The sequence below is a fragment of the Arthrobacter sp. BG5 genome (assembly GCF_056680155.1).
In genome coordinates this window covers 752,508-766,578 of sequence record NZ_CM155268.1, presented here as the reverse complement: position 1 = coordinate 766,578, position 14,071 = coordinate 752,508, and the positions used below count along the sequence as shown (strand labels likewise).

Sequence of the window (14,071 nt, the reverse complement as noted above, 5' to 3'; positions counted from 1 at the left end):
CCGGACTGCGGGGGCGTCAGCCCAGCTGCGCCTCAATACGCGCGGCGCTCGCCGCCAGGGCAGCGGCGACCTCATCCGGATCCTGCGCGGCGCGGATGTAAACCACCGCCAGGGCGGCCGGCCGGCCGCCGGGAACCCGGACGGGCACGGCCAGCGAGGAGACGCCCGGAATGACCTCGTCGTGGCTGGCCGCGTAACCGCGCCGGCGTGCCTCATCCGCCTCGGCCCGGTAGGGGATGCCCGGGGCGAGGCGGTGCCATTCCTGCTCCGAGAGTGCCGACTGGATCGCGATGCCCGGCGCTCCGGCGCTGACCGGGTGCCGCGACCCCGGATGCTGGACCACGGCGGGACCGGTGTGGCGCGGGTCGACGGTCACGAGGGTGACGCAGTCCTCGCGGTCCCAGACGGCCACGAACGCGCTCATGGTCAGGGCGTTCGCCAGCTGTGTCAGCTCGGGCAGGGCGGCGGTCTGCAGGTTGCGGGCCACCCCGCGGGCCAGGACAGCCAGGCCGGGGCCGGGCTGGACCCGTCCGCCGTCGTCCCGCACCAGCAGCGAGTGGTCCTCGAGGGTGCGCAGGATGCGGTAGGCGACCGAGCGGTGGACGCCCATGGCGTCGGCGAGTTCGGCGATGGTGAGCGGCTCCGGCGCATCGGCGAGGATCTCCAGGGCGCGGATGCCCCGGGACAGCGTCTGGGACGGCGGGGCCTGGCTGCTGCCGGCGTTCGGGGTCATGGAGTCCATCCTATTGGCGGGCGGTGAGTCTTGTGCTCCGGCTCACAGTGCAGTACCGTTCTGGCACGACGTTCTATATAAGAACGGTGTGTTCGATTATAGAACTTTGGTCAGGAGCCGACAAGAGCCCGCCCCGCCGGCATTTCCGGGCGAGCGCGACCCCTTCAGGCACACATCAGACGGAATGTGTGCTTTATCACAATTTTCGTAGTAAGATCGCAGTTACTAACTGACCGTTCGATCAGTAATTCATGAGGCACTTAGTTTTTCACTTCGCACCCACCCGGGCAGTACCCCTGCCCCCAGCAACGGAGTTCCAATGACCGTAACTTCAACCGTCGATTCAGAGGCGGGCCCCAGCAGCAAACATGAGGAACGCAAGGTCCTCGCCGGGACGCTGGTCGGTACCACCATCGAGTGGTACGACTTCTTCATCTTCGCCCAACTGACAGCAACGCTGCTGTCCCCGCTCTTCCTCGCACCCCTGAACGCCTCCAACCCGGGCCTGGCGCAGATCCTCTCCTTCGCCCTGATTGGCATCAGCTTCCTGTTCCGCCCGCTCGGCGCCGTCATCGCCGGCCACCTCGGCGATCGCCTCGGCCGCAAGGCCATGCTGGTCTTCACCCTCGTGATGATGGGTGCCGCGACGGCCCTGATCGGCATGCTGCCCACCTACGCCCAGATCGGCGTGTGGGCCCCGATCCTGCTCATCACGCTGCGGGTGATCCAGGGCTTCTCGGCCGGCGGCGAATGGGGCGGCGCAGCCCTGATGGCCGTGGAGCACGCTCCGATGAGCAAGCGCGGCCTGTTCGGCGCCTACCCGCAGATCGGCGTTCCGGTGGGCATGATCCTCGCCACCGGCCTGCTGTACTTCCTCAACACGTCGATGTCCAAGGACGACTTCGCGGCCTGGGGATGGCGCGTGCCCTTCCTGCTCTCGATCGTGCTGATTGTGGTCGGTTACCTGATCCGCCGCGCCGTGGCCGAGAGCCCGGTCTTCCAGGAGATGCAGGAGCGCAAGGAAGAAAGCAAGGCGCCCCTGGGCGAGCTGGTCCGCAAGCACAAGAAGGCCGTCCTCTACTCCACGATGATCTTCATCGGCAACAACGCCGCCGGTTACCTGCTGATCGCGTTCTTCATCTCCTACGCCACCAAATCGCTGAAGATGCCCACCCCGCAGATCCTGCTGGCCACCACTCTGGCATCCTTCGGCTGGCTCATTTTCACCCTGGTCGGCGGCTGGCTCTCTGACAAGATCGGCCGGGTCAAGACCTTCCTGATCGGCTACGGGATCGTGTTCGCCTGGATGATCCCGATGTTCGCCCTGATCGACACCAAGGACATCGTGCTCTACGGCGTGGCCCTGTTTGTGCTGACCATCGGCCTGGGCCTGTCCTACGGTCCGATGTCTGCGATGTACGCCGAGATGTTCCCGGCCAACGTCCGCTACTCGGGCATCTCCATCGGCTACGCCTTCGGTGCCATCCTCGGCGGCGCCTTTGCGGCGACCATCGCTGAGGCCCTGCTGCAGAGCACCAAGTGGACCGGTTCCATTGGCATCTACATCATGATCCTCTGCGTCATCTCCGCTGTCGGCGTCATCCTGGCCAAGGAAACCCGCGGCCGCGCGCTGGGCGTCAGCCGCCACCACTAGGCAGCTGTTCCGGTAGGGAACGCACAACACAAGAGAGGCACGGACCGCGGTCCGTGCCTCTCTTGTGTTCGCCTGTGTTGCCGAGCAGCCGCGCCGCTTAGACGCCCAGGAAGCTGATGGCGCCCTGCTTGAAGGCCCGGCTGGTGACGGCGTTCGTGTGGTTCCGTGCCGGCAGGATGAGCTGTTCCACCATCGCCCCGGCCCTGGCGCCCAGGGCGGCGAGTTCGGGCATGGACGCGGCCCGCTCGTCGTTTTCCCCGGCAACGAGCAGCACCGGCATCTGCGGGACGGCCTCGGCGGGATCGTACGGCTCGTCCTTGATCGCCTCGACCAGGGACAGCAGGGCGAAGATGTTGTTGCTGGGCAGCAGCTGCGCCATCTTCAGCAGCCCGGCCGTGGAAGCGTCCGCAATGGGCGTGCCGTCGGCCAGGTAGCGCTGCGCGGCAACCAGGTCGAACTCCGCCAGCGGGTCCGCCACGTTGGGGCCGCCCAGTACCAGCCGGTGGACCAGCTCGTGCTGCGTGGCGCCGAATTCCCAGGCCAGCCGGGAACCCAGCGAGTAGCCGATGACATCCAGGCCGCTGGCCGGGTCGCCGTCGCGCAGCGGGCGGGCGCCGGCGTCGAACGCGATCTGCAAAAGATCCGCCCGGATCCGGCTGGGGGAGTAGGAATCCCGGTCCTCCGGGGCGCCGCTGCGGCCGTGGCCGGGCAGGTCCACGGTGATCACGCGGCGGCCGGCGTCGGTGAGGGCGGCGATCCAGCCGGTGTCCTCCCAGTTGAGCTTGGAGGAGGAGGAAAAGCCGTGCAGCAGCAGCACCGGACGCAGCCCGGCGTCGTGCTTGGGGTCGTGCACCCCCACGTAAAGCTGCGGGTCGGTGCCCTCGACCGTGTGGGAATGCTGCTCGCCGGTGTGCCTGCCGCTCATGGTGTCAGTCCTCATCAAGTACGGCGCTCAGGCGGACCCGGCGCTTCGGTGCTTCCTCCGTCGGGACCGTGCCCACGATGCCGGCGGTGTTGTCCGGCACCTCGAACACGATCAGGGGCTCGCCGACGTTGATTTTGTCGCCGGGCCCGCCGTGGATACGCACTACCTTACCTGCCTGCGGGCTGGGCAATTCGACGGCCGACTTGGTGGTTTCGACCTCCACGAGCGGCTGGTTCCGCTCCACCTGGTCGCCTGGCGAAACAAGCCATTCCAGCACGGTCGCCTCGATCAGGCCCTCGCCGAGGTCCGGCAGCGGGAAGGAAATTTCAGCCACGTTTGTACTCCAATACTCGCTGGATGCCGAAGAGGATCCGGTCAATGTTCGGGATGTATTCATCTTCGAGGTCACCGGAGGGGTACGGGACGTCGAAGCCGGTCACACGCTCCACCGGCGCCTTGAGCGTGTCGAAGCAGCTCTGCGTGATCAGCTGCGCCACCTCGGCGCCCAGCCCGGAGGTCAGCGGCGCCTCATGGACGACGACGGCGCGGCGCGTCTTGCGCACCGACGCGGCCAGTGCGGCGGCGTCGATCGGCTTGAGCCAGCGCAGGTCCAGGACCTCGATGTCGATCCCGTCTTCGGCGGCGAGTTCGGCCACCTGGAGGCAGCGGGACACCATGGCGCCCCAGGCCACGAGTGTGAGGTGCCGGCCTTCGCGCATGATCTTGGCGCCCTCCGGTGAGCCGCCGGAGGCATCGTGCGCGGCCAGGTCCACCTCGCCCTTTTGCCAGTAACGGGACTTCGGCTCCATAAAGATCACCGGGTCCGGCCGCGTGGCGGCGTACTTGAGCAGGTGGTAGGCCTCGTGCGGGTTCGACGGCGAGACCACCTTGAGCCCTGGCACGTGGGCGAAGAGCGCCTCGAGGCTCTCCCCGTGGTGTTCGGGCGCGCGGATGCCGCCGAAGCTGGGCACCCGCAGGGTGATCGGCATCGGCAGGGTGCCGCGGCTGCGGTAGTTCATCCGCGCGATCTGGCAGACGATCTGGTTGATGGCCGGATAGGCGAAGCCGTCGAACTGGACCTCGGGGATGGGGTGGAAACCGGCCATCGCCAGCCCCACGGACATGCCGAGGATGCCGGATTCCGCCAGTGGGGTATCGAAGACCCGCTGCGCGCCGTGCTTGGCCTGCAGCCCGTCGGTGATCCGGAAGACGCCGCCCAGCCGGCCGCAGTCCTCCCCGAAGATGACGGCCTTGGGGTTGTCCGCGAGCACCTCGTCGAGGGCACGGTTGAGTGCCTGCTGCATGGACATCACGGTGGGGGAAGCGGGCACCGCCACAGCAGTTTCGCCTTCGAGCATCGAGTTAGACATGTTCGGACTCCTCGCGCCAGTTGGCGGCCTGGGCCTGCAGGGCAGGGGTGGTTTCCTGGAAGACCAGGTCAAACATTTCGGCGCCGGGGCGGGATCCGAGGGCCTGGATGCCGGTGCGGATCTGTTCCTCCTCGGCCTTGGCGGCTGCGAGGGCCTCGGCGAAGAAGGCTTCGTCGGCGATGCCCTCGGCCAGCAGCCGCTGCTTGAGGCGCTCCAGCGGGTCCAAACCGGCGCCGTCCCGCTCCTCGTCGAGGGAGCGGTAGCGGCCCGGGTCATCGGAGGTCGAGTGCGGCCCGCGGCGGTAGGTCATGGCCTCGATCAGCACGGGGCCGTTGCCGCCGCGGGCGTGCGCGAAGGCGCGGCGGGTCGCCTCGACGACGGCGACGACGTCGTTGCCGTCGATCTGCAGCGCCGGCATCCCGTAACCGGCGGCGCGGGCGGCGACCGAACCGCCGGCCACCTGGCGTTCGGTGGGCACGGAGATGGCCCAGCCGTTGTTCTGGACGAAAAAGACCACCGGGGCCTTCATCACCGCGGCGAAGTTCATCGCCTCATGCACGTCGCCCTGCGAGGAGGCACCGTCGCCGAAATACGTCAGCGCGACGCCGAGCCCGCCGTCGGGGGCGCCGGCCAGGGTCTGGCCGTGGGCCCAGCCGACGGCGTGCAGCACGGACCCGGCCACGACGGCCTGGATCGGGGCGAGGCGTGACTCCGCCGGGTTGTACAGCCCGCCGTGCCAGGTGGCCTTGTGGGTGGACATGTAGCCGACCATGTCCACGCCCATGGTCCGGGCGACGCCCATCTCGCGGTAGGTGGGGAAGACGAAGTCGCGGGTGGTGTCCACGGCGTAGCCGCTTCCCACCTGGGCGGCCTCCTGTCCGGATTCGGGCGCGTAGCCGGGGATGATGCCTTGCCGCTGCCAGGCGATCGCGGCGGTGTCGAGGTGCCGGACGGCGACCATCAGCGAGTACAGCTCGCGGAGCTGGGCGGGAGTGAGCGGCCCGGCGTCGTCACCGGGTACCGCGAGGGGGAGTGTGTCCATGCCTGTGACCCTAGTCACGCGGCCGGCGCTGGGCAATCAGTTCAGGAAACGCTGACCAGTCTGCCAAAAGCTGCCGGCGTCGGCCTCGTTGTGCTTAGCAGTTTGTACAGCCCCGGCGGTCCCGGCGACCCGCCTACTCGGCGGCGCGGTGGCGGCTGAGCCGGGCGCCGATCCAGGACGCCGCGGCGATGCCGGCGATCAGCGCCATCGTGCTGAAGAGCTGCCGGCTGCTGTCCGGGCTGCTGAAGCCGACGGCGAAAATCAGGGCCAGGAGCACCAGCCCGAAGATGGTGATCCCCGGGAAGCCCTTCATCCGCAGCGGCAGCGCGGTGCCCGCACGGTCCGCGCGGCGTCGCAGGATCAGCTGGGACACCAGGGCCGAGCCCCACACCACGAGGCAGGTGGAGCCCACCAGCTGGAACAGTGCCGGCAGGATCTGTTCCGGGAACAGCAGTTCAAGCACGGCGGCCAGGAAGCCGAACGCCACCGAGATGCTGACCGCGATGACCGGAACCCGGGCGTGGTTGAGTCGCGACAGGACGCGCGGGGCTTCGCCGCGCTCGGAGAGCGAATAGGCCATCCGGGACGCGCCGTACAGGTTCGCGTTGAGGGCCGAGAGCAGGGCGACGACGGCGACCAGGGTGATCGCCGCGCCGGCGCCGGGGATGCGGGCCAGGTCCAGGACGCCCGCGAATGGCGACTTGAGCGCCGCCGACGTCGACGGCAGCACGGCGGCGATCACGAAGACGGAGCCGATGTAGAAGACCAGGATGCGCCAGACCACGGTGCGGATCGCGTGGCCGACGCTGCGCTCGGGGTTCTCCGTCTCGGCCGCGGCGACGCTGACGATTTCGGTGCCGCCGAAGGCGAAGATCACCACAAAAAGTGCCGTGGCGATGCCGCCCAGGCCGGCCGGGGCAAAGTTGGACGTGATGTTGCTCAGTCCCGGGCTGGGCACGTCCGGCAGCCAGCCGAACAGCAGCGCGGCACCGATGGCCAGGAACAGCAGGATGGCGGCGACTTTGAGGATCGCGAACCAGAACTCGAACTCGCCGAAGTTCTTGACCCCGGCGAGGTTGATGGCCGTGAAGACCGCCATAAAGATCAGCGCGAGCCCCCAGACCGGGACAACCGGCCAGACCGTGAAGAGCAGCCCGGCCGCACCGAGCGCCTCCGCGGCGATAACGACGACGAGCTGCAGCCACCAGAGCCAGCCCACGGTGGCGCCGGCGGTCTTCCCCATGGCCTTTTCGGCGTACACGGAGAACGCGCCGCTGTTCGGGTTGGCCGCGGCCATCTCGCCGAGGGCCCACATGACGATGATGATCAGGGTGCCCGCGACCAGGTAGGAGATCAGGACGGCCGGGCCGGCGGCCTGGATTCCGGCCCCGGATCCGAGGAACAGGCCGGCGCCGATGGCGCTGCCGAGTCCCATCATGGTGAGCTGGCGGGGCAGCATGCTGTGGCCGAGTTTCAGGGCCGGGCGCTCCGCGGTGGACTTCGTTGTCATGCTGGCGAACCTTCTTACGGTGGTGGGGGCGTCCTTTTGGGACCATTCGAATTTACCGTCCCCGAGGAGTCCCTTGGTGCGCCCGGCGTGAGAGCATGATTGCAGTTTGTTGAAGGACAAGCCCCGATTCTGACGATTTGTGCTGTGAAATCCCTCCAGGTAAGGAAACTGACGTGAACGTGGACTCGCTGGATGCCAAAATTGTCCGATTCTTCACGGACTCTCCCCGGGCTTCCGTGCTGGAGGCGTCCCGGGTGCTGAGGGTCGCCCGCGCCACCGTCCAGTCGCGGCTGGACCGGATGCAGGACAGCGGGATCATCGGCTCCTGGGTGCCGCAGCCGGACCCGGCCCGCTTCGGCTATCCGGTGGTCGCGTTCTGCTCGCTGACCATCAACCAGGACCTCGGACACGACGCCGTCGTGGAGGCCCTGGCGCGCATCCCCGAACTGATCGAAATCCACACCGTCTCCGGCAGTTCGGACCTGATGGCCCGGATTGCCGCCCGCTCCAACTCCGACCTGCAGCGGGTACTGGATGCGATGATCGCCACCCGGACCGTGTTGCGCTCCTCCTCGGTGATTGTGCTCAATACCCACTTCGAGGGCCGGACCCTGCCCCTGCTGGAAGCCGCCGCTCGGGGCCAGTAGGCCGGAGCCAGCCCGCTCCGCCAAGCCGGGCGAAGCAACATTTTGCGCCGGAGGGCGGCCGCCGTAGAATTAGTTCTAGTCAACTTGACTATAACTACTCCGGCGGTCGGGCCGGACCGTCCGGGCAGTCCCCACAGGACCGCCCCGGCCGAAGAATAGCGGGGGTCGATCACCGTCTACACCTCTCCAGCCAACGTCTCGGAGCGGCAGCTCGCGCCGCCGTCGCTGGCGATTTCCACGGTGATCTTCGCCCTGCGGCCGAGCGAACGCTCCGGCCGGCCCACGCTCTGGATCCCGCTGGTGCGCCGGATCCGGGAGCCCTTCAAGGGCCTCTGGGCCCTGCCCGGCGGTCCGCTGACGCACAACGAGTCGCTGCAGGATGCCGCTTCCCGGAACCTGCGGGAGACCACCGGCCTGGCGCCGAGCTACCTCGAGCAGCTTTACGCCTTCGGCGGCCTGCACCGTTCGCCCACCCAGCGGGTGGTCTCGATCGTGTACTGGGCGTTGGTCCAGCCCACCGAGGCCGCGCTCGCGGACGAATCCGAAAACGTCCGCTGGTTCCGGGCCGACCGGCTGGGCGAGCTGGCGTTCGACCACAACACGATCATCGACTACGCGCTCTGGCGGTTGCGGAACAAGATGGCCTACGGCTCGATCGCCTACCACCTGCTCGGCGAGTACTTCACTCTCGCCCAGGTCCGGGAGGTCTACGAGGCAGTCCTGGACCGCGAACTGGACCCGGCCAACTTCCGCCGCCAGATCAAGGCGACCCCGGAAATCGAAGAAACCGACGAATACCTGCAGGGCGGCAAGCACCGCCCGCCCCGCCTCTACCGCTTTACCGGCCGCCCCGGCCTCGATCCAGACAACAGGAGCACACCATGAGCAGCGTCAACACGGCGATCCAGCTGATCACGCGCGAACAGGCCGCCGGTAGCGCCGCCGGCCCTGCGGCAGCGGGGTCCACCTGCAGCCCGGCCCTGGCCCGCGGCCCCTGGGACTTCGACATCGCCGAGGCCCGCACCGGCATGCCGGCCTACGGCCCCGGCGCGTCCGCCGCCGACGTCGCCCCGCGGTCCACTCCGCGGCAGGGCCAGCTGCCGGAGGAGTACCGGCTGGCCGGCGACGCCGAACTGGACTCCCGGATCCGCGCAGCCAAGGCGGCGCTGGGGGACCGGGCCGTTATCCTGGGCCACTTCTACCAGCGCGACGAGGTGGTCGAGTACGCCGACTTTGTGGGCGACTCCTTCCAGCTCGCCAACGCGGCCCTGACCCGGCCGGACGCCGAGGCGATCATCTTCTGCGGTGTGCACTTCATGGCCGAAACAGCGGACATCCTGTCCCGGCCGGAGCAGGCCGTGATCCTGCCCAACCTGGCGGCTGGCTGCTCGATGGCGGACATGGCGGACATCGACTCGGTGACGGAGTGCTGGGAACAGTTGGAGGAGCTGTTCGGCACCGAACCGGACGCCGACGGCCGGGTGCCCGTCATCCCCGTCACCTACATGAACTCCTCGGCGGCGCTCAAGGGCTTCTGCGGCGAGCACGGCGGCATTGTCTGCACCTCCTCGAATGCCGCCACTGTACTGGAATGGGCGTTCGAGCGCGGCCAGCGTGTGCTGTTCTTCCCGGACCAGCACCTGGGCCGCAACACCGCCAAAGCCATGGGCGTGCCGCTGGAGCAGATGCCGATGTGGAATCCGCGCAAAGACCTCGGCGGCAACGACGAGCAGGCCCTGCAGGACTCCCGCGTGATCCTGTGGCACGGTTTCTGCTCGGTCCACAAGCGCTTCAACGTGGCCCAGATCGAGAAGGCCCGCGCCGAGTTCCCGGGCGTGCAGGTCATTGTGCACCCGGAATGCCCCATGGACGTGGTCGACGCCGCGGACGCCGCCGGCTCCACCGACTTCATCCGCAAGGCCATTGCCGCCGCCACCGAGCCCACCGTCTTCGCCGTCGGCACCGAGATTAACCTGGTCAACCGGCTGGCCGCGGAGAACCCGCAGCACACCATCTTCTGCCTGGACCCGGTGATCTGCCCCTGCTCCACGATGTACCGCATCCACCCCGGCTACCTGGCGTGGGTGCTGGAATCCCTGGTCCGCGGCGAGGTCGTTAACCGCATCTCGGTGGCGGACGACGTCGCCGGCCCCGCCCGTGTGGCCCTGGAACGCATGCTGGCGGCGCGGCCGTGACCAGGCGGCTCGTCGTTGTCGGCAGCGGGATCGCCGGGCTGTACGCGGCGTTGCTCGCCTCCGATCCCGGCTCCACCGCAGGCTCCACCGCTGCGCCGGCCGCCGAGGTGGTGCTCCTGACCAAGGGCGCGCTCGAGGAGAGCAACACCTTCTACGCCCAGGGCGGCATCTCCGCCGTGCTCGCGCCGGGGGAGGCTGCCGCCGGCGACTCCGTGGCGGCGCACATTGCCGATACCCTCGCCGCCGGGGCCGGGCTGAATGATCCCGACGCCGTCCGGATCCTGTGCACGGAAGCCGTCCTGGACATCGCCGGACTGCGCCGCTTCGGCGTGGACTTCGATGTCCGCGCCGACGGCGGCCCGGCCCTGGGACTCGAAGCCGCGCATTCGGCTGCCCGTATCCTGCACGCCGGCGGCGATGCGACCGGGGCCTGCATCGCGCGCGCGCTCGTGGCCGCTGTGCTCGACCGCGCCCTCCAGGGCCGGCTCCGGGTGGAGACCGGTGCCTTCGTCACCGAACTGCTGACCGGCGGCGGTGAACCGGCGGCCGGGGCCGCTGCGGGAGCCGTCACAGGCGTCGCCTACCTGGCCGGCGGGGAGCGGAAACGGCTCGACGCCGACGCCGTGCTGCTCGCCACCGGCGGCGCCGGGCGGTTGTTCGCCCGCACCAGCAACCCCTCGGTGGCCACCGCCGACGGCCTCGCCCTGGCCTGGCGCGCGGGTGCCGCGGTCCGCGACCTGGAGTTCTTCCAGTTCCACCCGACCACACTGGCCGGGGCCGAGGTGCCCGGCGGGCCGCCCGCGCTGCTGATCTCCGAGGCGGTGCGCGGCGAGGGTGCGCTCCTGCTCGACGCCGCCGGCCACCGCTTTATGCCCGACTTCCACACCGACGCCGAACTGGCCCCGCGCGACGTCGTCTCCCGCAGCATCGCACTGCACCTGGCGGCCACCGGGCTGCCGGCGGACAGCCCGGTATACCTGGACGCCCGGGGCATTGAAGCCAGCCGCGGGACGGGCTTCCTGGCCCGGCGGTTCCCCTCCATCACCGCGGCCACCCGCGCCGCCGGCTACGACTGGACCGCGGAGCCGCTGCCCGTGTCCCCGGCCGCGCATTACTGGATGGGCGGGGTCGCGACGGACCTGTGCGGACGCACCTCAGTACCGGGGCTGTACGCGGCGGGCGAGACCGCGTGCACCCGCGCGCAGGGCGCCAACCGGCTGGCCAGCAATTCGCTGCTCGAAGGGCTGGTGTTCGGGCGACGGGCCGTTGAATCGTTCTTGGGAGACGATCCGGGCTGGGCGTCAGCTTGGGCGTCGTCCGACGCCGTTCCTCCGCGTGCTGTCTCGGCCGCTGGCGGCCTCGCCTTGACGCACGCTTCCGGAACACCGTCGAACGACGGTGGGCAGCCAGCCCTGGGTGCCACCTGGGAACATCACCAGGCCGGTTTGCCCGAAGGTGTTGTGAAGACAGGGCCTGGTCCCGGGTTGTTTTCTCGGGAGGCTCTGGGGCGGTTGATGACTGGGGCTGCCGGCGTGTTGCGCTCGGGGGCTGACCTCGATGCTGCCGCTGCCCAACTGGCTGCGTGGGCCAGCGTTATCCGGCCCGAGAGTGTGGCGGACGCGGGCCTGGATCAGTCCGACTACGAGGACCGGAACTTGTTGCTGGCCGCCCGGTTGCTGGTGGAGGCCGCCCGGGCCAGGACCGGTTCGGTGGGCGCCCACTTCCGCGCCGACGCTGCCGACGCAGCCGCTGACGCCGTTGCCCCAGGCCCGCCCGCGGTGCTCGCAGCCCCGGCCCGGTCCACCCTGTCGGCCGGCCCGCACGCCCACAGGTACGCCGCCGTATCCCGTCCGAAACAAAGGATCCCGTCATGACAGCACCCGCCGCCGCCCGCCCCGCCTTCGTCCCCGAGGCCGCCCTCGACGGCACCCTCCCCGCGGCCGCCGTCGACGCCGTGCTGCGTGCCGCCCTGCAGGAGGACTCCCCGTACGGCGACATCACCTCGCAGACCCTCATCCCCGCCGACGCCCGCGCCACCGCCGTGCTCGCGGCCCGGGTGCCCGGCGTGTTCAGCGGCGGGGAGGTGTTCGCCGCGGCGATGAAGCTGGCGGACCCGGCCGCCGTCGTCGAACTGCTTGTGGCGGACGGTGAGGCCTTCGACGCCGGCACCGCACTGGCCCGGGTGACCGGCAACGCCCGCGGGGTGCTGCTGGCCGAACGGGTGGCGCTGAACCTGGTGCAGCGGATGAGCGCGATCGCCACCCGGACTGCGGAATTCGTTGCGCTGGTGGCCGGCACGCGGGCGCGGATCACGGACACCCGGAAGACGACGCCGGGGCTGCGGGTGCTGGAGCGCTACGCGGTGCGCTGCGGCGGGGGAGCGAACCACCGCTTCAGCCTCTCCGACGCGGTCCTGGCCAAGGACAACCACCTGGCCGTCCTGACCGGCGGGGACCCGGCGAAGCTCACCGCGGTGCTGCGCGACGCCAAGGCGCGGCTGGGGCACACCACGCATTTCGAGGTGGAGGTGGACAGCATGGAGCAGATCGAACCCGTGCTGGCCGCGGGCGTGGACACCATCATGCTGGACAACTTCTCGCTGATCGAACTCGCCGACGGGGTCGACCTCATCGCCGGGCGGGCCCGCGTCGAGGCCAGCGGCAACGTCAGCCTCGCCACCGTGGCCGGGATCGCCGCCACCGGGGTGGATGTCATCTCGATTGGGGGGCTCACCCACAGCGTCACCGCCCTGGACCTGGGCCTCGACGTCGAGCTCGACTTCGAACTAGAACCGGCGGGCTGAGGGTTGCCGTGATCTTCCTGGACGCCGCCGCCACCACGCCGGTCCGCCGCGAGGTGCTTGAGGCCATGTGGCCGTACCTCAGCGGAGACTTTGGTAACCCTTCAAGCCATCATTCACTCGGGGAAGCCGCCGCCGCGGCGCTCGCCGGGGCCAGGGAGACCACGGCGAAGGCCCTGGGCTGCCGGCCGGCTGAGGTCGTGTTCACTTCCGGCGGCACGGAAGCGGACAATCTCGCCGTCAAGGGCATCGCCTTGGCCCGGCGCGCCGCGGACCGGCGCCTGGACCGGGTGGCGATCAGCGCCGTCGAACATCCCGCGGTGGAGGAATCCGCCAGGTACCTCGAACGTGTCCACGGCTTCGCGGTCGACGTGATCCCGGTGGACCGCTACGGGCAGGTGACCGAGGAGACGTTCGCGGCTGTGCTCCGGCCGGAGACCGCGCTGGCCAGCGTCATGTACGCCAACAACGAGGTGGGCACTGTCCAGCCGGTGGCACGGCTGGCCGTCCTGGCCCGCGCGCACGGCGTCCCGCTGCACAGTGATGCCGTGCAGGCCGCGGGCTGGCTGCCCCTGAACACACGTGGCCTGGGCGCGGATGCCCTGAGCATTTCCGGCCACAAGCTGGGCGCTCCGAAAGGTTGCGGGGCACTGTTCGTGCGCAGCCGGACCAGACTGGAGCCGCTGCTCCACGGCGGCGGCCAGGAACGCGGCCGCCGCTCGGGTACCGAGAACGTTGCCGGGGCGGTGGCCCTCGCAACGGCGCTGAGTCTTGCCGGGCCGTCGCAGCCGGAATCCGCCGAGCGGGTCGCCGCCCTGCGGGATGACTTCATCGGCGCGGTCCTGGCCGCGGTGCCGGGAGCCGTCCTGACCGGCCATCCGGTCGAGCGGCTGCCCTCGGTGGCGTCGTTCTGCTTCCCGGGAACCAGCGGCGAGTCCGTGCTGCTGGAGCTCGAGCGGCAGGGCGTCATCTGCTCCAGCGGTTCGGCGTGTGCCGCGGGCTCCGACGAGCCCTCGCCCGTGCTGCTGGCGATGGGGATCAGCGCCGAGGTGGCCCAGACCGCCGTCCGCTTCAGCTTCGATTCGTCCGTCACTGCGGCGCAGCTGCAGGAAGCGGCAGCCGCGGTGCGCACCGCCGTCGGCACCGTCCGCAGCCTCGGTGCCTGAACGCCGCGTTGCTCTCTCACTTATGGTTG

Annotated in this window: 13 protein-coding genes; 7 read left to right on the top strand and 6 right to left on the bottom strand. The window is 69.7% G+C overall.

Going from position 1 to position 14,071, the window contains the following annotated elements; translation table 11 throughout:
• Positions 1-16 precede the first annotated feature (16 nt).
• Complete coding sequence (locus tag AC1MBE_RS03435) at positions 17-733, bottom strand: IclR family transcriptional regulator (protein WP_479780920.1); 717 nt, start codon at positions 731-733, stop codon at positions 17-19.
• A 319-nt stretch (positions 734-1,052) separates the two neighbouring features.
• Between AC1MBE_RS03435 and AC1MBE_RS03430 the strand changes: the two genes are divergently transcribed.
• Positions 1,053-2,387, top strand: coding sequence for an MFS transporter (locus AC1MBE_RS03430; protein ID WP_346959205.1), 1,335 nt, complete (start codon positions 1,053-1,055; stop codon positions 2,385-2,387).
• Between the two features lie 97 nt (positions 2,388-2,484).
• On the opposite strand, the gene AC1MBE_RS03425 is transcribed toward AC1MBE_RS03430, so the two are convergent.
• The 5 genes from AC1MBE_RS03425 to AC1MBE_RS03405 all read right to left on the bottom strand — a co-directional run bounded on the left by AC1MBE_RS03425 (position 2,485) and on the right by AC1MBE_RS03405 (position 7,234).
• Positions 2,485-3,312: an alpha/beta fold hydrolase gene (locus AC1MBE_RS03425; RefSeq protein WP_479780918.1), complete on the bottom strand. Its 828-nt coding sequence runs from the start codon at positions 3,310-3,312 to the stop codon at positions 2,485-2,487.
• 4 nt (positions 3,313-3,316) lie between these two features.
• On the bottom strand, positions 3,317-3,646 hold the full coding sequence (locus AC1MBE_RS03420) for a biotin/lipoyl-containing protein (RefSeq protein WP_307035456.1): 330 nt from the start codon (positions 3,644-3,646) through the stop codon (positions 3,317-3,319).
• A complete protein-coding gene (locus tag AC1MBE_RS03415) occupies positions 3,639-4,682 on the bottom strand; it encodes an alpha-ketoacid dehydrogenase subunit beta (RefSeq protein ID WP_479780916.1) in 1,044 nt (347 codons plus the stop codon). Before AC1MBE_RS03415 ends, AC1MBE_RS03420 begins: the two co-directional genes overlap by 8 nt.
• Complete coding sequence (locus AC1MBE_RS03410; protein WP_479780914.1) at positions 4,675-5,724, bottom strand: thiamine pyrophosphate-dependent enzyme; 1,050 nt, start codon at positions 5,722-5,724, stop codon at positions 4,675-4,677. The genes AC1MBE_RS03415 and AC1MBE_RS03410 overlap by 8 nt, the downstream gene beginning before the upstream one ends.
• Positions 5,725-5,857: 133 nt before the next feature.
• On the bottom strand, positions 5,858-7,234 hold the full coding sequence (locus AC1MBE_RS03405) for an amino acid permease (RefSeq protein ID WP_479780912.1): 1,377 nt from the start codon (positions 7,232-7,234) through the stop codon (positions 5,858-5,860).
• 173 nt (positions 7,235-7,407) lie between these two features.
• On the opposite strand from AC1MBE_RS03405, the gene AC1MBE_RS03400 reads away from it, so the two are divergent.
• The 6 genes from AC1MBE_RS03400 (at position 7,408) to AC1MBE_RS03375 (ending at position 14,042) form a co-directional block, all read left to right on the top strand.
• On the top strand, positions 7,408-7,881 hold the full coding sequence (locus AC1MBE_RS03400; protein WP_479780910.1) for an Lrp/AsnC family transcriptional regulator: 474 nt from the start codon (positions 7,408-7,410) through the stop codon (positions 7,879-7,881).
• Between the two features lie 168 nt (positions 7,882-8,049).
• Positions 8,050-8,766 carry an NUDIX hydrolase gene (locus AC1MBE_RS03395; RefSeq protein ID WP_479782446.1) on the top strand — a complete coding sequence of 239 codons (717 nt, stop codon included), beginning with the start codon at positions 8,050-8,052 and terminating at the stop codon, positions 8,764-8,766.
• Complete coding sequence (gene nadA / locus AC1MBE_RS03390) at positions 8,763-10,076, top strand: quinolinate synthase NadA (RefSeq protein WP_479780908.1); 1,314 nt, start codon at positions 8,763-8,765, stop codon at positions 10,074-10,076. The genes AC1MBE_RS03395 and nadA overlap by 4 nt, the downstream gene beginning before the upstream one ends.
• On the top strand, positions 10,073-11,950 hold the full coding sequence (locus AC1MBE_RS03385) for an L-aspartate oxidase (RefSeq protein ID WP_479780906.1): 1,878 nt from the start codon (positions 10,073-10,075) through the stop codon (positions 11,948-11,950). The genes nadA and AC1MBE_RS03385 overlap by 4 nt, the downstream gene beginning before the upstream one ends.
• Positions 11,947-12,879: a carboxylating nicotinate-nucleotide diphosphorylase gene (gene nadC, locus AC1MBE_RS03380; RefSeq protein WP_479780905.1), complete on the top strand. Its 933-nt coding sequence runs from the start codon at positions 11,947-11,949 to the stop codon at positions 12,877-12,879. Before AC1MBE_RS03385 ends, nadC begins: the two co-directional genes overlap by 4 nt.
• Positions 12,880-12,887: 8 nt before the next feature.
• Positions 12,888-14,042 (top strand): cysteine desulfurase family protein, encoded by a 1,155-nt coding sequence (locus AC1MBE_RS03375; protein WP_479780903.1) that lies wholly within the window; start codon positions 12,888-12,890, stop codon positions 14,040-14,042.
• Positions 14,043-14,071: the final 29 nt, after the last annotated feature.

What these genes read in the sequence shown, in the direction of transcription:
- AC1MBE_RS03435 (WP_479780920.1), bottom strand. Translation starts at nt 733, where the DNA reads ATGACCCCGAACGCCGGCAGCAGCCAGGCCCCGCCGTCCCAGACGCTG.
- AC1MBE_RS03430 (WP_346959205.1), top strand. Translation starts at nt 1,053, where the DNA reads ATGACCGTAACTTCAACCGTCGATTCAGAGGCGGGCCCCAGCAGCAAA.
- AC1MBE_RS03425 (WP_479780918.1), bottom strand. Translation starts at nt 3,312, where the DNA reads ATGAGCGGCAGGCACACCGGCGAGCAGCATTCCCACACGGTCGAGGGC.
- AC1MBE_RS03415 (WP_479780916.1), bottom strand. Translation starts at nt 4,682, where the DNA reads ATGTCTAACTCGATGCTCGAAGGCGAAACTGCTGTGGCGGTGCCCGCT.
- AC1MBE_RS03410 (WP_479780914.1), bottom strand. Translation starts at nt 5,724, where the DNA reads ATGGACACACTCCCCCTCGCGGTACCCGGTGACGACGCCGGGCCGCTC.
- AC1MBE_RS03405 (WP_479780912.1), bottom strand. Translation starts at nt 7,234, where the DNA reads ATGACAACGAAGTCCACCGCGGAGCGCCCGGCCCTGAAACTCGGCCAC.
- nadA (WP_479780908.1), top strand. Translation starts at nt 8,763, where the DNA reads ATGAGCAGCGTCAACACGGCGATCCAGCTGATCACGCGCGAACAGGCC.
- nadC (WP_479780905.1), top strand. Translation starts at nt 11,947, where the DNA reads ATGACAGCACCCGCCGCCGCCCGCCCCGCCTTCGTCCCCGAGGCCGCC.